Genomic DNA, 24,506 nt, shown 5'->3' on the forward strand with positions numbered 1-24,506 from the left:
AGTGGCTTCAAAAGAAGTTCATAAGAATAATGAAGAGAGACAGTGCTCCCAACGATCACAGGGAGAGCTGTCTCTCTTCCGATTAAAGCTACTTGAGTGGTTTGATGCCCATGGGCGTATCCTCCCCTGGCGTGGCATAGACGACCCCTACAAGATATGGGTGTCGGAGATTATTTTACAACAGACGCAAGTGGCACAAGGGTGGGACTACTACCACCGATTTATCACCGCCTACCCCGATGTGCAATCCCTAGCCAAGGCGAAAGAGGAGGAGGTGCTACTCTTGTGGCAAGGATTGGGCTACTACTCTAGAGCCCTGAATATGCTCACTGCCGCCCGCCAGATAGTGGATGCATTTGGTGGCGAGTTCCCAAGAGAGGAGCGAGAGGTGGCCTCACTTAAGGGGGTTGGTCCCTACACTACAGCAGCGATCATGAGTATCGCCTATAATGCCCCTTTGGCAGTGGTAGATGGCAATGTATACCGCGTCCTTTCTCGTGTAGAGGCGTGTGAAACTCCAATTGATACCACTCCTGGACAAAAGTATTACCGTGCCCTTGCCCAAGAGTTTCTTGACCCTGAAAGAGCTGGGAAGTACAATCAAGCCATGATGGACCTAGGGGCTACTATCTGCACACCCTACAACCCTGATTGTGCCCAATGCCCTATAGCCCAACTTTGCCGAAGCAAAGAGAAGCCAGAGCTATTGCAACTACTCCCTATCAAGGCAAAGAAGACAGCTGTAGAAAACAGATACATTGACTACTTCCTACTCCTTGATGGCGATAAAATGTGGGTGGAGCGACGGGATAAGAAAACGATTTGGAAGGGGCTCTACCAATTCCCCATGCACGAGCAGAAGAAAGAGATTCTCACCGAGGAGCAACTTCATAAGCAGTATGGAGGAGAATGGAAACTGGTAGAAACGATAGATCTGCCAGACCATCGGCTCACACATCGGCTACTACATATCAAGGTACATACCTATCAATGGCAAGGGGAGCTTCCTCCATCACTTCCTGCACCACTAGAGCAAATAGCAATCAGCGAGCATCATCTGTATGCTTTTCCAAAGCCATTACGAGCCTTTCTGAATAGCCACTTCAAGTAAAAACATTTGCATTGAATTTGCATTGACGAGCAGAAAGTCTTATATTTGGTCATTAGATAATTAGTAAACACCGATCAATAAATCAAGTAATCTATGTCGACAACAGATCTAAGCCATTACGACCCGAGCCAAGTACCTTCGGGAGAGAAGAAGAAAGTCACCATCATTGTCTCTGAGTGGAATAGTGACATCACCTTTGCTCTAAGAGATGGGGCAGTGAAGACCCTCCGTGAATTTGGTGTGAGAGAGGATGATATCGTGGTACGCTACGTACCTGGTAGTTTTGAGCTACTTTATGCCACCGCCAAGACGCTCCAATTTGGCAATTGTGATGCGATCATTGTACTCGGGAGCATCATCAGAGGCGAAACCCCTCACTTCGACTATATTTCGGAGAGTGTGATGGTGAACCTGGGCAATCTTAATACCCATACCAAGCAACTATCAGGCTCCACCTATGTGCCTATTATCAATGGTGTGCTAACTACCAACGATAAGCAGCAAGCGCTCGATCGTGCTGGTGGCAAACTAGGCAATAAGGGGGTAGAGGCAGCTGTCACTGCCCTCAAGATGCTAAGATTCTAAAAGCTACTGACAAAAAAGAGGGACCTCGTCGAGGTCCCTCTTTTTTATCAGTAGTTTGGGTAATTATAAGTTGAGAGTGTTGCATGCGTGGCACGCATACAACACTCTCTTTCATATTAACTTATAACCGTAAAAGGCTCTAGCTGTATTCTAATTTCTCCTTGGAAGTCAATAAGTCTATTTTCACGAGTGGAAATGGTAAAACCTCCATCCTGACAGTAGAATAGGAACTCTGCAAGAGTCATCTTGACTTGTAGCTTTCCTAAACCCTCATGACCAGAACCATAGGCACCTGAGTGATTGAGCTCGAGATCAATTGTTACCTCTTGATTAAGTTTTCGCTCCATAGAGAGACGACTTCCAAACATAGGGATTTTTATCTCGGTAACTTTAGTGAAATCAAGGCGGCCACTAGGCACTACAAATTCATCCATTCCCTTCTCAAGATTGAGATAGGAACTCTGAGGAATATTCAAGAACTGCTGGCGTCCCCTTCCTGGAACAGAGATGTATCCCTTTCCATAGACACGAACTTTACCAATACCCTTAAACCCTGCTGTAGCACGGATACCTGAAGCATTCATCTTCACACGTAATTCCTTACACTTAGGAATGAATATGCTCTCCTTGGTATTGGCTGTGCCAGTGTAGTGGACCTGAGCAGGAGCATTGTTGTCCACGAAGTTGAGCCCTATAGCAATTGGCTCAGCAGCAGTAAGTGGAAATTGATTGGCTAGTGATTGCTTAAAGGCTTCCCACCCTTGTGCTATCAGCACACCATGATCAAAACTAGTACCGCCTACCATAGAGGCATTGACAATGGCTTCGTCACGGATCTTCTTGTAATAACTCTCGGAGAAGGCACTCCACATAGATCCTTCAGTAGCTCCCTTACCACTTAGATTAAAAGCAGCTTTGACCTCATCGCTAGAGTAGTTGCTAGAAATCATAATATAGTAGGCTCTTCCATACTCGATATTACTAATGTAGAGCGGACGACTACGATCTTTCAAATAGGCTTGTAAGTCGTAATCCATCACGAGACAACCATTGGGTCGGTCCATAGCAACGCTATAAGCCGATTGAATAAACTTCACCAATATATTGGTACGCCTCTTAATACGTGCAATTTCTAGCTTAAAGCCAATACTCTGCAGATATTCAGATAGCCCATCAATATTAAAGCCACTATTGGTACCACTCTCTTCTGAGATCTTGATATCTCTAATCTCAGTGCTAGTACGTGCTGCAGAAGGCTTAAAATCATTACTCATCCAGCCATTTACCACATCGCGGTACTGACTAAGCTTTGGCATAATAATCTGTGAGTGAATAGGATTACCTGTAGAGACAAGGGCTGTAGAGATAGTAATAGGCTGAGTAATGACCCCTGCTAGAGGGACAAAACTACCATCGGATACCGAACGGCCTTGCAACACATTTCCTAAGAAGATTTGATCGCTCTTACGATCAAATACGAACTGCTCAGAGTAGAGGAAGTCATCTCGATTGGCATTGCGCGTTCTAGAGATGGTCACCCCATTTCTATCGGACTGTAATAGCATTTGGCGGAATGCTGCACCATTATTATCAAATGTAATAGGTGGCACTCCTACTGCATAATCGTGGAATAGATTCATATCACTTCCACTGTTATAATTGAAGTAGGTGCGCTGACCGCCCTTAATCTCTTCAACTCCAGGAGCAGCTCTTAGGCCCTTAAGCCCAGCTGGTACAGGTATTGGATTGACAGGAATTTCAGGTTCCACACCAGGTGTATTGTCATTATTATCACCATTTTCTCCTGGGGTGTTACCTGGGTTATTCTCTGGGTTATTTTGCCCTTCACCATCCTTTGGCTCCTCTTTATTGACCTCCTCCTTCTTCTCTTCTGGAGTTACAATAATATTTTGAGTACAGCCAACGGACGAAGCTATAAGGGCACCTGTTAGCATCAATGCTAATATATTATTCTTTTTCATACTTTTCCAGTTATAATTGTTGGAAAAAAGATTGTGCTCGTCTATAGGTTGGATTACTGATAATTACCAGTAACTACAGGATCTAGCCTAATATCAAGGGCTACGCTATAATTAATGCCAGCACCAAGTCCCTTGGTCTCAACCTGAAGCACCCCATCCTGACAGTCGAAGATAAAGTCGCGCAGAGGCTTCTTGATATTGAGCTCTATAAGCTCCTTGCCATCAATCAGACCATTCATTCCGGCAAAGTTGAGCTTCACATGTATCTCGACAGGTTGATCGTAATAACCCGCCTTATCTTTATTGGCAAAGCTAGAAAGTAGGATACGGGCACTTTCCTTATTGGTACTATTGCGTACATCTCTAAAGCTATCACCCGTCTCAATGATAAGAGGATTTTTCTTGGTGTTGTTGAGCAACGTAATAGTTTTATGACCTACAGCTGTAGGAATCTTGATGGTCACCTCTCCAGCCACATTGGCCTTCTTGAACTTGGCGTAAGTAGCTTTGATACCAGTAAGCTGTGCTCCGAACTCAAGTGTATTTTGCTTGTTTGGAATAAAGATCGCCTCTTGTAGTGGCATCTCAGTAGCCTTCATCACACGAGCACGAGAATTATCATCAACGAATCTAAGATTAATAGCAATAGGAGCTGCATTACGGATATTGATAGGCTGTGCAAGGATGTTCTTAAGTCCTGTACCAGATGTCATCAATGCTGTATGATCTTGCTGGCTACCACCAATTACCACATATTGCACCTGTGAATTGTCCATAACATGGCTATAGTTGAAGCTACCACCACCTCCTTGGCTCATACCAAAGATCATCTTTTGCATTGCCTCGACACTAGCACGTAGGTCTACTGCAAGAGCATCGCTAGAGAAGAGTGCATAGCAAATACGTCCGTAGTGGATATCACTCACATAGACTGGCTTATAACCATTAAGCCCCTCAGTATTAATATTGTGCAGGAGACCAAACTGTGGTAAATCCATAGACACGGTAAATAGATTTTGCACAAAGCGCACTAAGAGATGGCTCTTATACTTTGAAACATTAGCATCAAGTTCGAACCCTAGATCCATCAAGGTCTTCTGATTATACTTTGCAGAGATACCCCCTTCGTGGCTGATATCAACCTCCTGAATATCAAGAGTAGTCTTTACAGCTGACTCCTCTGGGAAACCCTGAAACACATCAATCAAAGCGTCTCTATAAGTAGAGGTAGAAGGCACGTCGATCACCTTTGACTTGAGAGATGTAGCATCAGTCCCTTGAGTAGCAAGCCAGTTACCGGAGATCGTTATAGGATTCACTGCGTATTGTGCCACGGTAGCAAAAGCACCATTGGTGATCTGGTCACTCTTTAGTACCATACCTGGGTAGACACTCTCCAGGTACTGAGCTAGCACCAATGGCTCACTATAGGTAGCTTTTTCGTAGCGCTTCTTATTACGATATAGCTTTACGCCATCTAGCAGTTTATCACCTTCGTACCCGCTACCAGGCTCATTACCGATATTAGGGTCGGTAAGCACTCCATTATTATTGTAGATTTTGCCATCACCGGGCAGAGACTTTGTCTCCACCACTTTTTTGCCTTGGGTATCATCACCTGCAAACATACCATTAGGAACGGCATAAGTTCGTAGTGTGTTGATTATAGCATCACCCGTAAGGAGGTTAGGGTTGTTGGGGTTATCAGGATTCTCTCCAGGAGTATTAGGAGTCTCATCCTCAACTTTCTTCTCGTCGATCTTCTTCTCGACCTCCTCCTCAATCTCCTTTGTAACTTGAGTAGGAAGATTGGTACATTGCACTAAGCCCAAAGAGAGCGTTGCAGCCAATAGGGTCCATTTGAATGCTTTCATCTTTTTCAACATCTATCTATCAGTTAATATGAATATTGTTAGTATTACTCTGGTATTAGTATCCAAATTAATATCTTTGCATTTATTTTATGATGCAAATATTATAATTATTAATAACATAGCCAAGAAAAAGGCAGTAAAAATCAACTTTTGGCAACAAATAGGTCGGCAAAAGTCTGTTTTATTTAACTTTATACATAATATTAATACATTTAACCTACAGATGGTGCATATAGCAAATCTTAAGGCAACATATAATGGAACATAAATCACAAAACTAGAGAGCGTTCCACGTACGTTGTCATTTTGAGTAAGGATCTCTACCGAAGTACTAACTCTAAATGGTGTCCTTCGTTTCGTCAACAAACCCCTCTTGTATCAACCTCATATTCCGTATGCGTGCGGAATGGATTCCGCAGGGCTACGGAATACGTTCCGCACGCATACGGAATGCATTCCGCACCCTATGCGGAATATGAGGTCGGTATATTATCGCATTCCTGAAAGGGTAGACACTATGTCTCCTCTATTCCTGAAAGAGTAGACAAATTGGGAATGATGTATGAAGGGGCTATCTCGAACTTTTGGTCGAATGTGCTGAGACTTTGCACTAAGGCGATCAGCTTCGTTGCTTTCGTGAAACAGTCTCAACAAAAAAGGCGAAGCATAAGCCTCGCCTAACTTGTCTGGAAATATATATCTGGATTTAATTATCGTTCACCAAAGTAGAGTGGATAGAAGTACTCTGGGCGATGGAAGTCTGGTTTATCAGCCTTTACAGGCATCCAAGAGACGAAGTGTGGAGCTGCTGTCTTATCGCCACACTTGTAGAGATTAGCCAAAAGATGATTGGGAAATGGCTCTCTATTAATATCCAATCCCAGAATCTCGAATGGGATAAATACCGAAACCCAAAAAGTATGCACCCCCTGTGGACGGTCAAATATTAAGCCCATTCGCTCACTCGTTACTCGCTTGATAGAGCTATACTCTGCACTTGAAAGAGAGGAGCTGACGTACCGACTAGCTCTATGAGCCGCATCACAAGTACCGATACAATTGAATTCAAAGTTATAATACCGCTTCTCGCCCGGCACCTGTAAGAATATCTCTACACAGCTATCCTCGTGCACTCTATTGCCATCCTCAGCGTAGCTAGCCTTAAGACCTATCCCTTTGCTCCAAAAGCGACAGTAAATACCCTTAGTAGAATAGGCTAAATCTGCTATTGTCACTGGTTTATAAGGATATTCATCAGGCCAATTGGCTGTCATAATGGGCAGACGCAATGCTTTGGTCTCCATCACCATTTCTTGAGATGAAAGATCCAATGCATCCAATACGGGCAGAAAAGGTATGACATACTTAAATGAATCCATGGCAATATAAATATTATTTGATTATCTAAGATTTGCTCCAAATATACTTAAATATCCGACATCTCCACTATTTTATTCTAAAAAATAACTAACCACGAGATATAGGCGCCTAGTTACGTGTAATATATCACATTTGAAGAACCCAGTGGATAGCCATAGAATACCCTTCCCCAAAGATTTCCTCTTTTGGAGAAGGGTATTGTATCATTATTAAAATAGAGGGTGAGATCAGTACTCCTCTTCATTAAAGAAATTTATCCACATTGATTATCAATGTATTATGCAGTAATCAATGTAATTTGCGCAAACAAACTACACTGTCTGGGACGGGCTAGGGCGATGGGGGGGGGAAAATTTAGACAAACAAATACTATTCTTATTGTAAAGATGGAAACACACAACAGCTTGTCATTTTAATTTTGCCATTTCAAGTTTTCTTTGATTTCCGAAAAAGTCGTAATGAGTTATAATCGTCCACGTCTTTAGCATCTATTATCATTTCTATCGCATAAATACCAGATACTATTGGAAATCCAACGAGCCACTCTCCGTATTGCTTGGCAGATGTATTTCCCAGATCGTCAACCTTTGATACTAGTAAGGCCATAAAGTTCCAACTTTTGTCTTTAAATATGAAAATCAATAATCCTAGAACTATTGATATTAATAGGACAACTATCCAAATGACAATTTTTATTGTTTTCCACTTTTTCAATTTGTTCGTGTCAATAATTTTTCGCAAAAGAGCATTGTCTTTCTCTACTGTTTCTTTAGCACGCCTTTCTGAAATTCTTTGCTGCTCAATTTTTCTTAGTTCATTGGCGCTTGTTCTTTTTACTTCACTTAGAGTCTGTTGAGAATTTTTGATAATCTCATGGGTTTGAGCAAGTTGTTGTTCTTGCTCTTTTTGTTTTAACTCTAATTCCTCAATACGTTTTTCAAGTTCCGTCTTTGCAAATTTTTCTGCTTCACTCTCTAAATCGTTATCAGACATTCTTTCCATTTCATCAAAGGCATTTCTTTCAATGAAATTTCTGACAAGAGTCTGTTGTTGTTCTATGTCAGATGTCGCTTCTGCAATTCCGGATACAATAGCAGACAACATATCCAATGGTAGGGCTGATGTCCGAATATTAAGTGTTAAAAAACTAACAAAACTTTTATAATCATCTGCCGTTCTCTCGATATAATGCAAGACAATGTTTAGCCATTGATTAGGCGACATAACAACTGGCACACGATGCGTATTGCGTAAATAATCCCATCTTCTTAATTTATTATCTGACGAAAGAAAAAAAGCTTTTACTTGATAAATATCATCACCAGAACCTTTTCGTTTTTCTTCAATCCATAATACATTTTCCGCGTCATATTCAGCCGATGCCTCTTGTTTCTCCAAGTCTGACTGCATGATTCCGGACACATATTTGTTTATATTGCTTTTTCTCTCTTCTATATTGTATGGATAATTTCTATCGTGAATTATCTCATATTTCTTACAAAGTGAGTCGAACTCACTCATTATCCAATCCTTGAAATAACTTGTACTACGATTGGCTCTCCCTATACACCATTTATGGTAGTAGTGAAATACACTATCCTCGCTAATAAATTCAGAAATAACTTTAGGTTGAACTCTTGGCCGAAGTGAGTTATCAATTTTTCCAATATAGTAGTCTATTGTATCTATAAACTCCAAATAAGTACTTTGACTAATTACTAAAGATTCACCAACTTCCTTAAATTTAGACAAGAACAGATGCGTCCTTACTTTAAGGTTATCACTATTTAAACCTAACGCCCGATAAATAACATTTGTATCAATATAGAATGATTTTCCTTTTAAATTTTGGATGTTAAGGGAGGTGTTCTTTTGGTTTGTCATCATGCAGTATTCTAAAGAATATCCTGCTAGATCATAAATAGCTTTATCTTTCCCTTCATCTGGCCAAGCGAGGAAATTATTAATGATCTCCTTTTCCTTGTCCGTATAATTATTGTTTTTTACTTCTATAGCATCTATCTTCTCTTGTAAAATGAGTTTGTAACCTTCAAGATTACTCGTAAACATTTCATAAAGGAATCTCAATATTAGAGTCTTAGAAGACTCTTTTTCTATATCTAAAGAAATCAGATATTCATCTATATACTCATATAGTGTTTTCTGACCGCACACAAGGGAAAGTTTGTTCTTGTATTCACCGGTAAGGGATATTATTGTATCGTTATTTTCTGTATAACAGTAATACCGTTGGTCTGCATCACGCCCTTTAATAACGACATTATTTATTTCATCAACAGAAAATAGAAATCCATATTCCTTATTAATATAAACGATTAACTCTGTTATGGGAATAGATAATCTTCCACAACTATACAAAGCGTCATCTATTACTCTTTGGTATGATTTATTTAGAGAAATTCCATTATTCGACCGACCATATATAATGGCTGCCATTCTAAAAACATTTCTTTGTTGCTCTCCAGTCATACTCATAATTCTTTCTTTAATATCCTTGTGCAAATATAGAGGAAATAAATCTATTTATCGAATATAATTCCCTATATTTGCATTATTAAATCAAGACATAACATGAAACTAAATAGGATAAAAGCCGTATTGGCAGAAAAAGGCATTTCACAGACATGGTTGGCTAAGCAGCTTGGCAAGTGCTTCAGTATGGTTAATGCATATGCTTGCAATAGGATTCAACCGAATTTGGAGATTCTTCAGCAAATAGCCATTATCCTACATGTGGATTTAAAAGACCTAATAACTGATAAGGAAGAAAGGTGAAGCTTATGGAATACAAATTCAATGAAAATACACGAGTGCAGGTCCCGGCTGCCTTGCATTTATGTAGGCTTGGATATACATATTTGGACAATATAACAGAATATGACAACAAGACTAATATTCTGACGGATGTATTTTTGCGTAGCGTTCAACGTCTGAACCCAGAGCTGTCCAGTTTACAGGCAAAACAATTGCTGAGTGAAATCATATTGATACTTAACAATAATGACCTTGAGAGGGAGTTTTATAATAAACTGTCTTCCAACAGTAATATAAAACTGATAGACTTCCAAAATGCCGATCGTAACGAATGGCATATAACCACTGAATTTGAGTGTGAGAATCAGGATAGCGGAGATAGTTTTAGACCGGATATAACATGTTTTATAAGCGGACTTCCATTAGCGTTTATTGAGGTTAAAAAGCCAAATAACCATGATGGTATTTTGGCAGAAAGGGAGCGTATCAATATGCGCATGAGAAACGAAAAATTCCGGAGATTCCTGAATGCGTAGATTCAAATTACTAGTGCAATTTACTTATTATTTTCCAACTAGACAGCCATTGGGGTCTTGTACTGGTGTTTTTTCTTGGTCTTGAGTTGATTTTCTGTACATAATAAGCACTTGCTTATTGGTAATATCTTTGAAGGCCTCATTCTTTTTCAAGTATTGTCTAAGTAGTTTATTTGAGTATTCAATAGTTCCTTTTTGCCAAGAAGAGTAAGGGTCTGCGAAGCAAACTTTAACCCCGAGTTTTTCAGAGATATGCTTGTGGTTTATGAACTCAGAACCGTTATCAGTTGTGATAGATCGTATTTTCCCTTTACAATGAGCGAGCAGCGGTACGACGGTTTTAGAGATTTCCTTTGGATCCTTTGGTGTCCGATAAAACCTTAAATTTGCTACTTGACTGTTAGACTTCTCTTTATTTATGCGTGAGTAGCTTTATTTTTGAGAAAGTAAGCCCCCCCTACAACTGTAAGTCATCAAATGGTAGCCTTGGTTGCTTTATTGGAGGTGCTTTTGAAGGCGCTTTTTCTTGGTTCTTTAGGTAGCTTTTGGCTTTATCTGGGTCGTTTAGAAATGAAATAAAATCTATGTAGGTCATCACCAATATGCTTAGATCAGTAATCATTACAGAAAAGGCAACCTTCTTATCCACTTTTAGGTGAATTGTCTCCAGGAGGAGAAAGGCAATGAGAATGCACCATATCTGTATCTTAATGCCTTTTCTACTTTGACTTAAGAAGCTAGAGAGATTGAAGTTTTGCTTCAGCTTTTTGAATAACGTCTCTATCTTCCACCTTTTGGCGTATGTATCGTGAATTTCCTCACCAGTTAGCTCCGTGAGGGAGGTAAGATAAGCGTCATAGCTTTTTGTCTTAGGGTTGTACCAAGCAAGCAGTCGACAATGGTGTCCTCTTTCTTTGATTTCATATTCGTTCTTTCTGTCTATTGCAAGCTTTATTTCGTAATCTAGAGAGGTGTTGGGGTCTCTGTCTGTATCCGCGAGATCTTGTAGTGTCTCGTACCTAATGTTTTTCTTGATGCGTGTAATATAGTGAATACCTTTCTGATTGAGTTTTTCAAAGAGTGCGAAGTCATAATACCCCCTGTCTATCACCGCTGTGGACCCCTTTGGGAGATTGAGCAATGCACTTGCCTCTTGTGAGTCGTGACGTATAGTATCAGTGATATAAACAAATTGGGGAATGCTATCTACGGTGTCAATAACGGTATGAACTTTTAGTCCACCTTTTCGCTGTCCCTGCCTATTCTCCTTGGCTGTACCTTGGAAAATAGAGGTAAATAATGGCACCGTCGTGGAATCCATCGCATAGACTCTATTTCGCTTACTTTGCTCGCCAGTACTTAATCGGCTGTCCGACAAAACCTGAAGGTAGTTTTTCAGAACAAAGTTATAGACCTCTTCAAAGAACTTCGGTGTACGTCTACTATTAGCGTCTGAAAAAGTGCTCCTCGCTACAGACGACTCTATCCCAAGGTGTTTAAGTTTGATCTCGTGAGCTGCTAGAGCCGTATTCAGCTCTCGGATAGTGCAAACTCGTGACGCAACTGCAAATAGAAACGTATACAAGTGCTCAACGGCTGTAAACTTCTTTACATACCTATCGGCACCCTCTTTTTGGGCTAGTTCGCTAAGGATATCCCTTGAAGGTAGATAATTTAATACCTGTGAAAGAACTGGCTGTCCGAGAAAACGTGGATCTTTGCTCATGGCTTTGCTTATTGCTTTTAAAAGTGAATGAGTACGTAAAGCAAAGCTAATGAAAAGGGCTGGTATATCCGTGAGGAAACACCAACCCTATTTCATACCCATACAGATTTTTATCGGACACCAAAGCTTTGGATCCTTTCCCTTCTTCATTTTACAGGCAAAGATTTGACCAGAGTATCTCTCTACGATTGTAAGTATTACAGCCCTACTTTTCGCACTAATAATCGTGTCCATTTCAAAGTCTCCGAATGTTGATCCGTCAGCTTCTTTTGGTCTTTCGGGTATACTCACTCTATCTGGAATAAGCGTCCTACTTCCACCCCCTACGTACCTCTGTCTGCGTTTTAACTGGTGTCGGCAGTGTGTAAAGTTTGCCCCCTTCGGCCTTATCTTTTCGGATGTAGGCGTAGATCGTCTCGTGCGATATGTTAATCTCTTCCTCCTTTTTTAGCCAACCTGAAATTTGCTGTGGAAACCAGTCCTCTCTTAGCTTTTCAATCACTTTCTTCCACACCCCTTTCCTTATCTTCTTGTTACGCTTAACCCTTTCCTTATCCTCATTGGCCAGCATTTGGGCATGCTTTTGAGTATATCTTCCACTCTTGTTGGCATTCCTCTCAATCTCCCTAGTAATGGTAGATGGAGAGACTCCTACAAGCTCAGCGATCTCTTTTTTCAACAAACCCTTTTTTAGACCGCTCTCAATTGTGTATCTTTGGTCAAGGGTTAGATGTTTGTACTTTTTCTTTTTATTCATAAAACAAATATACTAATACTATGGGAGGTTTCGGCCTCCCATTTTTGTTTTATGAATCCACGCTCCCTTCTTTGCCCTTTTTCACGGCTTATTTGGTGGCCGATCGGCCACCAAATAAGCCGTGAAAAAGGTAGTCCCTAGTACCTCAAAAATTGCACTTCGGTTTATAACTTAGGCAATTTAGACAAACAAACCACACCATCAAATACCCTAAAACACCAGCGCGACAAACAAATTATTATTGTTTATCGCGCTGATATTTAATTATTTAACCTATCTGAAGGCTATCAGTACTCCTCTTCATTGAAAAAGAAATCCTCCTTACTTGGATAGTCAGGCCAAATCTCCTCAATATTATCGTAAATCATCTCATCATCCTCTATCTCTTGAAGATTTTCAATCACCTCCATAGGAGCACACGTACGCTGTGCGTAGTCGATCAATTCATCTTTAGTCGCCGGCCATGGGGCATCGTCGAGCTTAGAGGCTAGTTCAAGTGTCCAATACATAGTTGATACTCTAAAATCATTAATATTAAAGCATTTTGCAATTGCGAGTGTAAAGATAACACTTTTCTCCACAATTACAAATAGTACAACCGCCAAGAAGTAATCTCCCAAGGAATTGTTATCTTTGTCTATTACCAAAACATAAATAGGATATAGAGATATATGGGTATAGGGAACTTTTACAAACAACCGAAGCCAAGTAAATTTAGGTACGTCTACCGCTACTACGACCCCAAGAAAGAGGAGGATGAAAAGCGACGTCGTCGCATACGGAGAGAGCTCGGCCTCACCGACGAAGTGAATGCCGAGGATATTAAAGAGGAACTCAAAGGCTCCTTTCGCCGGCAGTCAGAGGTACTCCAAAAGTACGGCAAGGAGGGGGTGCGTAAGAAGTCCTTTGCCGAGGCCAATCGCACACCTATCATACTCCTGATTTTAGGAGCGGTATTACTCTTGTCATTACTCCGCAATTCCGACTCAGGATTGATGCGATACATTTTACAAGGATTTCAACAAATAGGTAGCTTACTAGGCATCAATGGATAGTCTCATCAAACTTTTACCCGACAATATCGCCAATCAAATCGCTGCTGGCGAGGTGATTCAGCGCCCAGCCTCAGTCATCAAAGAGCTGGTGGAGAATGCGGTTGACGCTGGTGCCACTGAGATACAAATTGAGATCAAAGAGGCTGGGCGGACGCTTATCCAAGTCATAGATAATGGCAAAGGGATGGCACCGATAGATGCACGAATGGCCTTTGAGCGACATGCCACGAGCAAAATACGCAAAGCCGACGACCTCTTTGCCCTCACCACAATGGGCTTTAGAGGTGAAGCTCTTCCCTCAATTGCAGCGGTATCGCATGTGGTACTACAAACTCGCACCGAAGGCTCTGAGCAAGGGATACGGATAGAGCTAGAGGGCTCTAAAGTGGTGAGTAGCGAGCCGGTAGTCTGCTCTGTAGGTGCCAACTTTGCCATAAAGCACCTATTCTTTAATGTACCAGCCCGCCGAAAGTTTCTTAAAACTGACGAAACGGAGTTCCGACACATCATCAATGAGGTGCAGAATATCGCAGCAGTGAGGCCGCGCATTGCCTTTACTCTTCGGCACAATGAAACGATTACCTTACGCCTCGACCCTACTTCTCCAAAGCAACGGATCATTGATATCTTTGGCAAAAGGCTACAGGATAATTTGCTCACCATTGACATGGAGACGCCACTCGTGCAGATTCGTGGTTTTGTTACAAAGAATACTGCGGGGCGTAAAAGAGGGGCACAGCAATACTTCTTTGTCAATGAGCGATACATGAAGCACCCCTACTTCCATCGGATGGTGCTCAATGCGTATGGAGGCCTAATGCCCGAGGGAGAGAGCCCCGAGTACTTCATTTTCCTCACGGTAGATCCCGCCTCCATTGATGTCAATATTTCCCCGACCAAGACAGAGATCAAGTTTGAGGCAGAGACAGATATCGCCTCCATCCTCTACTCCTCCATCCGAGAAGTACTGATGATGGGCGCAGCAGTACCTTCACTAGACTTCGACACACATAATCCTCTGGATATTCCTGTAGCAAAACAACGGAATGATAGCGACTTCTTCCCCGAGCCCCCTACCATCTCACCCGAGGTAGAGGTGTCGAGCAAGATGAATAGCAGAGGCGATACGGCACAAAATATACAGCTCCTAGAAAGCGACTTCAAGATGCCCGACCTATCGGATTGGGATAAGTTTTATGAAGAGTTTGAGTCCCAACGATTGCACACCAAGTCACAAGCACCCCATCAAAACCCGCTGATCACGGCACCTACCGAGGAGAGTACCACCTCCATTGAGGTGCCTAGACCAATGATCTATGGCAAGTATGCGCTATTTAGTCACCCTATGGGCTTAGCCATTGCCGACCTCTCACGGGTGCGCTACAAGATATATTATGAGCAGGTCAAGAGAGGCTACAAAGCCGGCGGAGCTACGTCACAGCGACTGCTATTCCCATCACTGATAGAACTAAGTGCCAAGGAGACCGACCTCCTCAAAAAACATCAAGAGCTTCTCGCACGCATTGGCTTTGACATCTCCGATATGGGACAAAATGCCTTTACTATCAATGCGATCCCCGATGGCATCTCGGCTGGAAGTGAAGAGCTACTACTCATACAGTTACTCACAGAGTGTAGCGGTGGCAGTAAAGGACAAGAGGAAAACATCCTCGAGGCACTACTCCGACAGCTCATTCACTTTAGGGTAGAGCAAAGCCCCTCCAAGTTTACTCCCGAAGAGGCTCAAGAGCTACTCACACAACTTATGGAACTGCCCGAGCACCTCGTCACTCCCGAAGGAAAAACCATCATCTCCATCCTCACCCACAAGGAACTAGACCAGCGCTTCTAAGTCAGCTAATAAATAGAGTACGCCTCGGAATCGGTATTAATTGATTCCGAGGCGTACTCTATTTAATGACCAATCATTTCTTCTTTTGTTGCTCACGGAGCATCTGCTCCTGTTGCTTCTGCATCTCCTCTAGGCGAGCCATCCACTTGGACTTCTTCTTAGGCTTCTTCTTATTAGCCTCTAGCTCAGCTAGTAGCTTCTCATCATTAGTGGTCCACTTAAATATCTGCGTCTGCAGTATCGAAATCAGCATCGATAGTAGCAGGTAGTAACTAAGTGCCGCCGCATTTTCATTGAGGAAGAAAAAGAGCATAATACCCATAATCCACGGCATCAACTTCATTCCTGGCATACTCTGACCCGAAGCACGCTGCGTCATATTCATATAGAATATCTGCACCACCGTCATGATCAAGCAGAATAAGCTCAAGTGGTCCCCAATCAAAGGCACATTAAAGCCCCAGCTCAGCACATCATCGTAGGTCGAGAGGTCACTTGCCCAAAGGAAGCTCTGCCCCCTCAGGTTGATACTCGTAGGGAAGTACTGGTACATCGCCATCAAAATAGGCATCTGTAGAAGCATCGGCAAGCAACCGCCCATACTGCTCACCCCCACCTTTCGGTAGAGTGCCATCGTCTCCTGCTGTCGCTTCATCATATTCTCCTCACCAGGGTACTTCTCATTGATCGCATCCACCTGCGGACGTAGCACCCTCATCTTGGCTTGCGATTGGTAGCTCTTGTAGGTAAAGGGAAGCACCAATAGCTTAATAAAGATAGTGAGTAATAAGATGATAAGACCATAGCTACTGATAAACTTCTCTAGGAAGTTAAAGACCGGCTGAATAATCCAGATATTGATGAATCTAAACCATCCACCCATCTCCACCACCTTAGAGAGGTGCGTCTCACCACCCAACGTCTCATCTAGCCCCTTTAGCAGGTTGTAGTCATTAGGTCCCACATAGATCTTCATCGAAATACCCTCATTTCCTACTGGGATCACATACTTCGCCTCCATCTGCTTTAGGATACCACTGCCTCCCTTCGCATCCTTTACATCGCTAATGAGCTCCACCGACTCCAGACCATTCGGACTGTAGAAGATCGTAGAGAAAAACATATCTCTAAAGGCGACCCACTTAGCACGTCCACTGATATTTTCCTCCACACTCTTAGAGGTGCTCAGCTTCTCCACGCTGCCCGATGCGGTCTCGTACGAGATACCAGAGTACCGTTGCTCCGTCTTCGCTGCCTTTTCATTTTGGTAAATAGGCATCTTCATCATCGCATCTAGGTAAGGGGCATTCGGAGCCACCACTTGGTCAAAACCGTTACTCTCAATCTGCACATCTAGGAGATAGTTAGGCTCCAGGGTATAGATAAAGCTCAGCGTTGCCCCGCCCTCACTATGAAGCGTCATACGCAATCGGTTCGACCCCATCTGCTCAGGATCAAAATAGAGATCCTTCGTGCTCACCACCCGATTGGTACGGGTAATAAAACTAAAACCAAACGACGCCTCATCGGGACGAATCAACCGAATAGGCTGCTTCTGATAATCGGTGTAGGTCTTCAGCTCACTACCCACCAAAAAACCGCCCTTCGTGCTAAAATGGTAGGCGACACTATCATTTTCCAGCACAAAAGTCCGCTCCTCGCCAGTAGTAGCAGCAGCTAGCTCCCCATAGCTCATCTTCGCCTTGGCGAGTAAGAGAGAATCCCTCTCCTCCTCCGTAAGCCCAGCCACCTCTAGCTCATCACTCTCCACAGGCTTGGCAATAAGAGCCTCTGCCGCCTCCATCTCTGCCTGATGCACGGCAGCAATGGAGTCATTGTATCTACGCTGTGCCTCTATCTCCGCCTGTGATGGCCGTCCTAAATAGGAGAAAACCACCAAGACCAATCCCATCAGCACAATCGCTGCAATCGTATTTTTATCCATCAATAAAACTTATTTACTTCTATTCTCGGCATGCTTAATCGCTGCTCTCATAAACGACATAAATAGTGGGTGCGGATTGAGTAGCGTACTAGAGTACTCAGGATGAAATTGCACCCCGATAAACCAATCCAGGTCGGGACGCTCCACCACTTCTACCAGCCCAGTGTCACTATTCTTACCCGATAGCACATAGCCTGCCTGCTCAAATGGCTCCTCATACTTATTATTGAATTCATAGCGGTGTCTATGGCGCTCACTGATCTCCTGCTTGCCATACGCTTCAGCCACCTTGCTACCCTTCTTCAGATGGCACTCATACGCCCCCAGACGCATTGTACCCCCAAGGTTCACCACCGACTTCTGCTCATCCATTAGGTCAATCACAGGGTGGGCAGTATTGGGCTCCATCTCCGCCGAATTGGCATCCTCCAATCCCAGCACATTTCGAGCCCCCTCTACCACCATCATCTGCATTCCTAGGCAGATGCCAAAGGTAGGCATATTATGCTCTCTACAATAGCGGATGGCTACCAGCTTGCCCTCCGTACCTCTCGCTCCAAAGCCAGGGGCAATGATTACTCCATCCACCTTAGATAGCTGCTCCGCCACATTCTCCTCCGTCAGCGTTTCCGACTGCACATGCACTAGGTTCAGCTTCCGACCATTGTAGATAGCCGATTGCTGAAGCGATTCATCGATTGATTTATAGGCATCCTGTAGCTCCACATACTTACCTACTAGAGCAATATTAATGTGCTCCTTCGCTTTATTCATCAGGTCAATAAAGGCACGCCACTCCTTCATCTCAGGCTTAGGCCCCACTTCCATGCCAAACTTCCGAAGCAATACCTCATCAGCGCCCTGCTCCTGCATCACCAGAGGCACTTCGTAGATCGAAGGCACATCGTAGCTCTGTACCACCGCACGCTTAGGCACATTGCAGAAGAGTGCCACCTTATTCAGAATGCCCTCATCCAGCTTCATCTCCGTCCGAAGCACCAGCATATCGGGCTGAATACCCTCCTCCTGTAGCTGTTTTACCGAGTGCTGAGTTGGCTTGGTCTTCACCTCGCCCGCCGCCTTGATATAGGGCACATAGGTGAGGTGCACCACCATACACTTATCCTCCAGCTCCCACTTCAGTTGTCGCACACTCTCCAGGAAAGGCAAGCTCTCGATATCTCCCACCGTACCACCTATCTCAGTGATCACAAAGTCATACTTCCCGGTCAGGCCCAGTCGCTTCACATTACGCTTAATCTCATCGGTGATATGAGGGACCACCTGCACCGTCTTCCCTAGAAAGTCACCCCGACGCTCCCGCTGTATCACATTCTGATAGATTCTACCTGAAGTGACATTATTGTCTCGAGAAGTACGAATATCTAGGAAGCGCTCGTAATGCCCGAGGTCAAGGTCAGCCTCATGACCATCCTCAGCCACATAGCACTCACCATGCTCGTAGGGGTTGAGCGTGCCAGGGTCCACATTGATATAGGGGTCGAACTTCTGGATCGTTACACTATAACCACGGCTCTGCAAGAGCTTCCCAAGCGAAGCCGCCACAATACCCTTCCCAAGCGAAGAGACCACACCACCTGTCACAAATATATACCTCGCATCACGCTTCATCATCTCACTAGAGACCTCCTATCTCTCTATTACTTTTGGTAAAAACAAAAAAAGGGAAGCAGGAGGAGCTGATGCCCCCTACTCCATCAGGTGCAAAGGTAATGAAAAAATAGCGAACCTCTGAAAGATAACACAACACGATGCAGGGGTAGTGCACCCCCACACGGAGTGATGGAGTTGGTGAAAAGGCTCTTACACCCACTAAGACAATGTTGTGCCAACATCGGTCATTTCAAAACGCCAAAGACTTATCTACAATTTTAACCCCTTGAGGCGTGTAGTATTTCCACAAGCCCACCTCCTCTCCTTCAGCTTCTACATCATCTCCATATATCCACCATCCTTCGGAAGTCGGTTGGCCATCGGTATCATAATTCAGAATATAGCACTGCCATGTAGCCTCTGGATCATAAAATCCAGCAGCTCTTGCCTCTCCCAAAAAGTGAGTATTCCTGGAGATCTCGGTTTGGGAAGTAGCCACCATACCATTAGCATAAAAAAATAGCCATTGATTCGCCTGCCTATCATTATGGTAATATCCTGAAGCTTCAAGATAATATTTATCTTGTCCCACCTTTCTGTATACTTGAGCAAAGCCGTTTTTAACTCCACCAGCATAGAGACATAGTGTAACAATATCATCAGAAACTTCACACCAATACCCATCTTTATTACCCAAAGAGTCTGTTTGATTAATATGCTTCAAATTGATATTCAAAGGGACTATGGGCAAGCTTACTGATTGCCCCCAAATATTGGAGCAAACAATAAGTGATAATATTAACATAAATAGCCTCATACGCAATTATTTAGGTCTATATATTGGAGACATAAGAATACTCAAAGGTACGATAATTTTCCTTGATAGCCAGCAGTTACAACGAAAGTAGGCCGATGACCAATGCCTCTGTAAGTACAACTAGAATCTTGGTTACAGCACTAACAGCTCTTAAGCTTCTAAACCCACATAAAGATGATAAACGCAATAGGATAAACTCCAATAAAAAGCATACCACCAAACCGAGTAAAAAGGTCATCGCAATCCTCATGACTATAAAGGAGGGCTCTCTCATCGCCATCAGCCAATCCTCTTTTGTGCCAAGCCAAAAGTTGAACACCCGAATCATTAAGAGAAAAGTGACAACAAAAGAAAGAATTGAAGGGAGCCTATTGGAGGCTTTATTTTGCTTTTCCATATATCTTATTTCAGCATCAAGCAAACTCTCTATTTAAGTACACTTCCTCAAAGTTATATCCCTTTGGGGCTCGCCCTAGCTTAAAGAGATCATATTGAAGCTGATAGGGAAAGCTTCCTCTTATATACTTTTTATTGAACAGACATTGTGTATCCACACTGCTATACAAGACAACTCCTTCTTTAAGGTATAATTTTATACCTTCCCCATCAAGCATATGCCAAAAACACTCAACATCTTTATCAAGTGATCTATCGAAATAATCTACACTATCAGAGTGGAGAGTAAACTTTTCAGCTGGTATTGATGGATACTTTTTGGCATGATAGGGCTTAATCATATATGCTTGTATTGAATTCCCATGATGAAACCAGAGCAAGTTGTAATTATTAAATGCTACCGAATAGACATAGACAGAATCGTTACTCAAAAGAAGTTTATCAACCAATCTACTAGTCCTCTTTTGTAAACATAATTGAGGACTGCAACTCAAACACAACAAAGCCGTCAATAAGACGAGCACCATACTCATATAACTACTTTTCATTTGCTATTCTTTTTCCGATAATTCAAAAGGAACCATAGATTCAAATTACTAGTGCAATTTACTTATATTTTTCCAGTTATATAGTTATTGTTTTTTACACTGGTGTTTTTTTAGGGCCTTGGATTAATATTCTGCACATAATTTAGAGCTTGTTTATTGGTTGCATCATTAAAAATCTCCACTAGATATGGGCCATTTTCCGAACTTTTATAACCAACTGATATCCAACACTCTATATTATCGTCTGCCGAGATGCAACAAAGCAATCGGTTAGTTGCATCTCAGCAAATGCTTAGTTGCATCTCGGCAATTGCTTAGTTGCATCTCGGCAAATGGCTTGCAGTAGCGGGTCTATTTACCCCTTTCTTTTACCCACATAATGGGGCTCTTACAGAGGGTTGGTGATAGCTGATTCTGCCTCGTAGTTTTGACGCTGTGATGGTATATTTACCGAAAATGAGGTTCATTATTGCATCATATCAAATAAATAATGTAGATTTGCCTTTACAAAACACATTATATTTAAATCTCAAATAGCAACTAGAGACTTTTGTGTGAAGTAACTAACATCATTAAGACAACTCTACTATGAGCAAAACAACCAATGTGAGCACCATCAACGATGTGGTGATTCGCTTTGCTGGAGACTCGGGGGATGGGATGCAGCTATCGGGCTCTATCTTCTCGGATGTTGCAGCAATTCTGGGAAATCAGATCTCTACTTTCCCCAATTACCCTGCGGAGATCAGGGCACCCCACGGGAGCTTGGCTGGGGTCTCGAGCTTTCAGGTAAGGATTGGCACCGAGGGGGTCTATACCCCTGGCGACTATTCCGATGTGCTGGTAGCGATGAACCCTTCTGCCCTCAAGGTGAATGTAAAGGCGATTAAAAACAATGCGACGATTATCTACGATAGTAGCGCCTTTGATGCCAGTGGGCTGAAGAAGGGGGAGTACACGTCGGAGGATCCATTCTTGGAGCTTGGGCTAACGAATAATACCATTATCCCCGTGGCAATCACGGAGATGACCCGAGAGAGCCTAAAGGAATTTGATATGGATCTGAAGTCGGTAGATCGATGCCGAAATATGCTAGCACTGGGCGTGGTGCTTTGGCTATATAATAAGGACATCTCTCCGGCAGAGGAACTGCTGAAGAAGAAGTTTGGCAAGAAGCCAACTATCCTACAAGCTAATATCAAGGTGCTGACCGATGGCTACAATTATGGGCACAACACCCATGCTTCGGCCACCACTTATCATATCGAGGGGCGAGATCAACGACCTGGGCACTATACAGAGATTACGGGAAATGAGGCGACTGCCCTCGGTTTGGTGGCGGCTGCTGAAAAGTCGGGCCGACAGCTATTCCTCGGGAGCTACCCCATTACTCCAGCAACAGACATTCTGCACACCTTGGCAAAGTTCAAAGCACTCGGTGTGAAGACGGTGCAGGCGGAGGATGAGATTGCTGGCATCACTACTGCTATCGGGGCTTCGTATGCCGGTGCCCTTGGGGTGACTAGTACCTCGGGACCTGGACTAGCCCTCAAGAGTGAGGCACTAGGGTATGCGGTGATTACGGAGCTACCATTGCTACTGATAGATGTGATGCGAGGTGGCCCTTCTACTGGTTTGCCTACCAAGAGTGAGCAGACTGACTTGATGCAGGCTCTCTATGGACGTAATGGTGAGAGTCCGCTGGTGGTAATGGCAGCGACCACGCCAACCGACTGCTTTGATACCGCCTTTGAAGCGGCTCAGATAGCCCTTGAGCATATGACACCTGTGATCCTCCTCACCGATGCCTACCTAGGTAATGGTGCTTCGGCTTGGCGGATTCCCGATCTGAGCACTTATCCTGAGATCAAACCTCCATACGTAGAGAGCAACTACCAGGGGGAACAACCTTGGAAACCTTATTTCCGTGATCCTGAGAGCTATGTCCGCTATTGGGCGATCCCTGGTGTGGAGGGCTTTACCCACCGCGTAGGAGGCCTGGAGAAGGATAGTGAGACGGGTGTGATTAGCACCGACCCACGCAACCACGCACGTATGGTAGGGTACCGTAAGGAAAAGATTGCACGCATTGCCCATCGCCTTCCTCAGCAGGAGGTCATAGGTGATGAGGATGCTGAGCTACTAGTGGTAGGCTGGGGAAGCACCTATGGGCATATTCTTTCGGCAGTAGAGGAGATTCGTGCTGCTGGACGGAAGATTGCGATGACGCACTTCAAGTACATCAACCCACTACCTAGCAACACTGCTGAGCTGATAAAGCGCTTTGAAAAGGTGGTGGTAGTGGAGCAAAACTTGGGTCAGTTTGCCGCTTACCTCAGTGGTCAGATAGGTGGGCTAGACCTCTATAGGTTTAATAAGGTGGAGGGTCAGCCGCTCAAGGTACGAGAGATCGCAGACTATCTACTGCATATACTGGATGGTGAAAATGTAAAGCAAGGAGGGCTATAAAATATGAAACTAAATCAAGTAATAGGGCCACAGCCCTCAGGACTCACATATACGGGAAAGGACTTCCACAGTGGTGGACAAGTGAAGTGGTGCCCAGGGTGCGGTGACCACGCTGTATTGAATTCGCTACACAAGGCGATGGCGAAGATAGGCATTGCCCCACACAATACGGTGGTGGTGAGTGGTATCGGTTGCTCTTCTCGCCTACCCTACTATATGGGGACTTATGGAATGCATACCATCCACGGACGTGGAGCTGCCGTGGCTACTGGAGTGAAGGTGGCGAATCCCGACCTTTGCGTATGGCTTACCTCGGGGGATGGCGATAGCATGGCGATTGGGGGCAACCACTTTATCCATATGATTCGGCGTAATGTGGATATCAATATGGTGCTCTTTAATAATAAGATTTATGGGCTCACCAAGGGGCAGTATTCGCCTACTAGCGACCGTGGCTTTGTCTCGAAGTCGTCGCCTTTTGGCACTGTGGAGGATCCTTTTATCCCTGGAGAATTGGTCTTTGGAGCAAGAGGGACCTTCTTTGCCCGTACCATTGATGTGGACATGGGTCTTTCAGAGGAGATCATGATAGAGGCGGCTAAGCACCGAGGCACTAGTGTGGTGGAGAGCTTGGTGAACTGTATGATTTTCAATAATGGCACCCATTTAATGTACACCGACCGTACTATTCGTGCCGATGTGACGATTACGCTCCGCCATGGAGAGCCTATGATCTATGGCAAGGAAAAGAATAAGGGGCTAGTGCTGGACGGTCTGCAACTGAAGAGTGTGACGATTGGTGAAAATGGGGTGACGGAGAAGGATATCCTGGTGCACGATGCCACCACAGAGAGCCCCGTACTCCACTCGATGTTAGCGATGATGCACACGACACCTGGAATGCCACTAGCACTAGGTGTCATCCGCAATGTGGAGGCACCCACATATGACCGTGAGGTGACTCGCCAGATCATTGGGGAGCAGGAGAAGAAGCCCGAGCTAACGCTCCAAAGTTACCTTAATAGCCTTTCGAGCTGGGAGGTGAAGTAACCCTTTTCACAAGTAAAATAGCTCTTTTCACAAA

19 protein-coding genes and 2 pseudogenes are annotated in these 24,506 nt (G+C 43.7%); 8 read left to right on the forward strand and 13 right to left on the reverse strand.

Annotated features, from left to right (window positions below; translation table 11 throughout):
- The first annotated feature begins 1 nt into the window (after nucleotide 1).
- Together mutY and ribH are read left to right on the forward strand one after the other, a co-directional pair.
- Entirely contained in the window at nucleotides 2-1,111 is a 1,110-nt protein-coding gene (gene mutY / locus MWL85_RS06305; RefSeq protein WP_244400092.1) for an A/G-specific adenine glycosylase, read from the forward strand.
- A gap of 93 nt (nucleotides 1,112-1,204) precedes the next feature.
- On the forward strand, nucleotides 1,205-1,696 hold the full coding sequence (gene ribH, locus MWL85_RS06310) for a 6,7-dimethyl-8-ribityllumazine synthase (RefSeq protein WP_018027550.1): 492 nt from the start codon (nucleotides 1,205-1,207) through the stop codon (nucleotides 1,694-1,696).
- A 116-nt stretch (nucleotides 1,697-1,812) separates the two neighbouring features.
- Here ribH and MWL85_RS06315 read toward each other — a convergent pair whose 3' ends face one another.
- The 4 genes from MWL85_RS06315 to MWL85_RS06330 all read right to left on the reverse strand — a co-directional run bounded on the left by MWL85_RS06315 (nucleotide 1,813) and on the right by MWL85_RS06330 (nucleotide 9,428).
- Nucleotides 1,813-3,678, reverse strand: coding sequence for a thiol-activated cytolysin family protein (locus MWL85_RS06315; RefSeq protein ID WP_244400093.1), 1,866 nt, complete (start codon nucleotides 3,676-3,678; stop codon nucleotides 1,813-1,815).
- Nucleotides 3,679-3,731: 53 nt separating this feature from the next.
- Nucleotides 3,732-5,552, reverse strand: a complete 1,821-nt coding sequence (locus MWL85_RS06320; RefSeq protein ID WP_244400094.1) for a thiol-activated cytolysin family protein — start codon at nucleotides 5,550-5,552, stop codon at nucleotides 3,732-3,734.
- 710 nt (nucleotides 5,553-6,262) lie between these two features.
- Complete coding sequence (locus tag MWL85_RS06325) at nucleotides 6,263-6,931, reverse strand: carbohydrate-binding family 9-like protein (protein ID WP_021903826.1); 669 nt, start codon at nucleotides 6,929-6,931, stop codon at nucleotides 6,263-6,265.
- Nucleotides 6,932-7,358: 427 nt separating this feature from the next.
- Nucleotides 7,359-9,428 carry a hypothetical protein gene (locus tag MWL85_RS06330; protein WP_244400095.1) on the reverse strand — a complete coding sequence of 690 codons (2,070 nt, stop codon included), beginning with the start codon at nucleotides 9,426-9,428 and terminating at the stop codon, nucleotides 7,359-7,361.
- 96 nt (nucleotides 9,429-9,524) lie between these two features.
- On the opposite strand from MWL85_RS06330, the gene MWL85_RS06335 reads away from it, so the two are divergent.
- Both MWL85_RS06335 and MWL85_RS06340 read left to right on the forward strand, forming a co-directional pair.
- Entirely contained in the window at nucleotides 9,525-9,728 is a 204-nt protein-coding gene (locus MWL85_RS06335; RefSeq protein ID WP_244400096.1) for a helix-turn-helix domain-containing protein, read from the forward strand.
- A gap of 5 nt (nucleotides 9,729-9,733) precedes the next feature.
- Nucleotides 9,734-10,243, forward strand: coding sequence for a type I restriction endonuclease (locus tag MWL85_RS06340; protein ID WP_244400097.1), 510 nt, complete (start codon nucleotides 9,734-9,736; stop codon nucleotides 10,241-10,243).
- A 38-nt stretch (nucleotides 10,244-10,281) separates the two neighbouring features.
- On the opposite strand, the pseudogene MWL85_RS11635 reads toward MWL85_RS06340, so the two are convergent.
- From MWL85_RS11635 to MWL85_RS06355, 4 genes and pseudogenes are all read right to left on the reverse strand, one after another.
- Nucleotides 10,282-10,606, reverse strand: a pseudogene (locus MWL85_RS11635) (IS30 family transposase); the annotation flags it as partial.
- 94 nt (nucleotides 10,607-10,700) lie between these two features.
- Nucleotides 10,701-11,969: an IS4 family transposase gene (locus MWL85_RS06345; RefSeq protein ID WP_244400098.1), complete on the reverse strand. Its 1,269-nt coding sequence runs from the start codon at nucleotides 11,967-11,969 to the stop codon at nucleotides 10,701-10,703.
- Between the two features lie 126 nt (nucleotides 11,970-12,095).
- Nucleotides 12,096-12,726: pseudogene (locus MWL85_RS06350) on the reverse strand (IS30 family transposase); the annotation flags it as partial.
- Between the two features lie 287 nt (nucleotides 12,727-13,013).
- On the reverse strand, nucleotides 13,014-13,235 hold the full coding sequence (locus MWL85_RS06355) for a DUF2795 domain-containing protein (protein WP_018027555.1): 222 nt from the start codon (nucleotides 13,233-13,235) through the stop codon (nucleotides 13,014-13,016).
- A 162-nt stretch (nucleotides 13,236-13,397) separates the two neighbouring features.
- On the opposite strand from MWL85_RS06355, the gene MWL85_RS06360 reads away from it, so the two are divergent.
- A complete protein-coding gene (locus MWL85_RS06360; protein WP_018027556.1) occupies nucleotides 13,398-13,781 on the forward strand; it encodes a hypothetical protein in 384 nt (127 codons plus the stop codon).
- Nucleotides 13,774-15,633, forward strand: coding sequence for a DNA mismatch repair endonuclease MutL (gene mutL / locus MWL85_RS06365; protein WP_244400100.1), 1,860 nt, complete (start codon nucleotides 13,774-13,776; stop codon nucleotides 15,631-15,633). The genes MWL85_RS06360 and mutL overlap by 8 nt, the downstream gene beginning before the upstream one ends.
- Before the next feature lie 73 nt (nucleotides 15,634-15,706).
- Here the strand turns inward: mutL and yidC are convergent, their stop codons facing one another.
- The 5 genes from yidC to MWL85_RS06390 form a co-directional block, all read right to left on the reverse strand.
- Nucleotides 15,707-17,578 carry a membrane protein insertase YidC gene (gene yidC / locus MWL85_RS06370; protein ID WP_244400101.1) on the reverse strand — a complete coding sequence of 624 codons (1,872 nt, stop codon included), beginning with the start codon at nucleotides 17,576-17,578 and terminating at the stop codon, nucleotides 15,707-15,709.
- 9 nt (nucleotides 17,579-17,587) lie between these two features.
- Nucleotides 17,588-19,213: a CTP synthase gene (locus MWL85_RS06375; protein WP_244400102.1), complete on the reverse strand. Its 1,626-nt coding sequence runs from the start codon at nucleotides 19,211-19,213 to the stop codon at nucleotides 17,588-17,590.
- Nucleotides 19,214-19,442: 229 nt separating this feature from the next.
- Nucleotides 19,443-19,916: a hypothetical protein gene (locus tag MWL85_RS06380; RefSeq protein ID WP_244400103.1), complete on the reverse strand. Its 474-nt coding sequence runs from the start codon at nucleotides 19,914-19,916 to the stop codon at nucleotides 19,443-19,445.
- 169 nt (nucleotides 19,917-20,085) lie between these two features.
- The gene (locus MWL85_RS06385; RefSeq protein WP_244400104.1) at nucleotides 20,086-20,406 is read right to left on the reverse strand and encodes a hypothetical protein; all 321 of its coding nucleotides are present in this window, start codon (nucleotides 20,404-20,406) and stop codon (nucleotides 20,086-20,088) included.
- Between the two features lie 16 nt (nucleotides 20,407-20,422).
- Entirely contained in the window at nucleotides 20,423-20,746 is a 324-nt protein-coding gene (locus tag MWL85_RS06390; protein ID WP_244400105.1) for a hypothetical protein, read from the reverse strand.
- A gap of 795 nt (nucleotides 20,747-21,541) precedes the next feature.
- Here MWL85_RS06390 and MWL85_RS06395 point away from each other — a divergent pair.
- Both MWL85_RS06395 and MWL85_RS06400 read left to right on the forward strand, forming a co-directional pair.
- Nucleotides 21,542-23,422 carry a 2-oxoacid:acceptor oxidoreductase subunit alpha gene (locus MWL85_RS06395; RefSeq protein WP_244400106.1) on the forward strand — a complete coding sequence of 627 codons (1,881 nt, stop codon included), beginning with the start codon at nucleotides 21,542-21,544 and terminating at the stop codon, nucleotides 23,420-23,422.
- Between the two features lie 3 nt (nucleotides 23,423-23,425).
- Complete coding sequence (locus MWL85_RS06400; RefSeq protein WP_244400107.1) at nucleotides 23,426-24,472, forward strand: 2-oxoacid:ferredoxin oxidoreductase subunit beta; 1,047 nt, start codon at nucleotides 23,426-23,428, stop codon at nucleotides 24,470-24,472.
- The last annotated feature ends 34 nt before the right edge of the window (nucleotides 24,473-24,506 follow it).

It is taken from the genome of Porphyromonas somerae (assembly GCF_022845615.1).
Lineage (GTDB): Bacteria > Bacteroidota > Bacteroidia > Bacteroidales > Porphyromonadaceae > Porphyromonas_A > Porphyromonas_A somerae.

Coding starts and splice junctions, on each gene's coding strand:
- mutL (WP_244400100.1), top strand. CDS start 13,774: ATGGATAGTCTCATCAAACTTTTACCCGACAATATCGCCAATCAAATC.
- ribH (WP_018027550.1), top strand. CDS start 1,205: ATGTCGACAACAGATCTAAGCCATTACGACCCGAGCCAAGTACCTTCG.
- MWL85_RS06315 (WP_244400093.1), bottom strand. CDS start 3,678: ATGAAAAAGAATAATATATTAGCATTGATGCTAACAGGTGCCCTTATA.
- MWL85_RS06345 (WP_244400098.1), bottom strand. CDS start 11,969: ATGAGCAAAGATCCACGTTTTCTCGGACAGCCAGTTCTTTCACAGGTA.
- MWL85_RS06340 (WP_244400097.1), top strand. CDS start 9,734: ATGGAATACAAATTCAATGAAAATACACGAGTGCAGGTCCCGGCTGCC.
- MWL85_RS06375 (WP_244400102.1), bottom strand. CDS start 19,213: ATGATGAAGCGTGATGCGAGGTATATATTTGTGACAGGTGGTGTGGTC.
- MWL85_RS06390 (WP_244400105.1), bottom strand. CDS start 20,746: ATGATTAAGCCCTATCATGCCAAAAAGTATCCATCAATACCAGCTGAA.
- MWL85_RS06330 (WP_244400095.1), bottom strand. CDS start 9,428: ATGAGTATGACTGGAGAGCAACAAAGAAATGTTTTTAGAATGGCAGCC.
- MWL85_RS06400 (WP_244400107.1), top strand. CDS start 23,426: ATGAAACTAAATCAAGTAATAGGGCCACAGCCCTCAGGACTCACATAT.
- MWL85_RS06355 (WP_018027555.1), bottom strand. CDS start 13,235: ATGTATTGGACACTTGAACTAGCCTCTAAGCTCGACGATGCCCCATGG.
- MWL85_RS06395 (WP_244400106.1), top strand. CDS start 21,542: ATGAGCAAAACAACCAATGTGAGCACCATCAACGATGTGGTGATTCGC.
- MWL85_RS06385 (WP_244400104.1), bottom strand. CDS start 20,406: ATGGAAAAGCAAAATAAAGCCTCCAATAGGCTCCCTTCAATTCTTTCT.
- MWL85_RS06325 (WP_021903826.1), bottom strand. CDS start 6,931: ATGGATTCATTTAAGTATGTCATACCTTTTCTGCCCGTATTGGATGCA.
- MWL85_RS06335 (WP_244400096.1), top strand. CDS start 9,525: ATGAAACTAAATAGGATAAAAGCCGTATTGGCAGAAAAAGGCATTTCA.
- yidC (WP_244400101.1), bottom strand. CDS start 17,578: ATGGATAAAAATACGATTGCAGCGATTGTGCTGATGGGATTGGTCTTG.
- MWL85_RS06320 (WP_244400094.1), bottom strand. CDS start 5,552: ATGAAAGCATTCAAATGGACCCTATTGGCTGCAACGCTCTCTTTGGGC.
- MWL85_RS06360 (WP_018027556.1), top strand. CDS start 13,398: ATGGGTATAGGGAACTTTTACAAACAACCGAAGCCAAGTAAATTTAGG.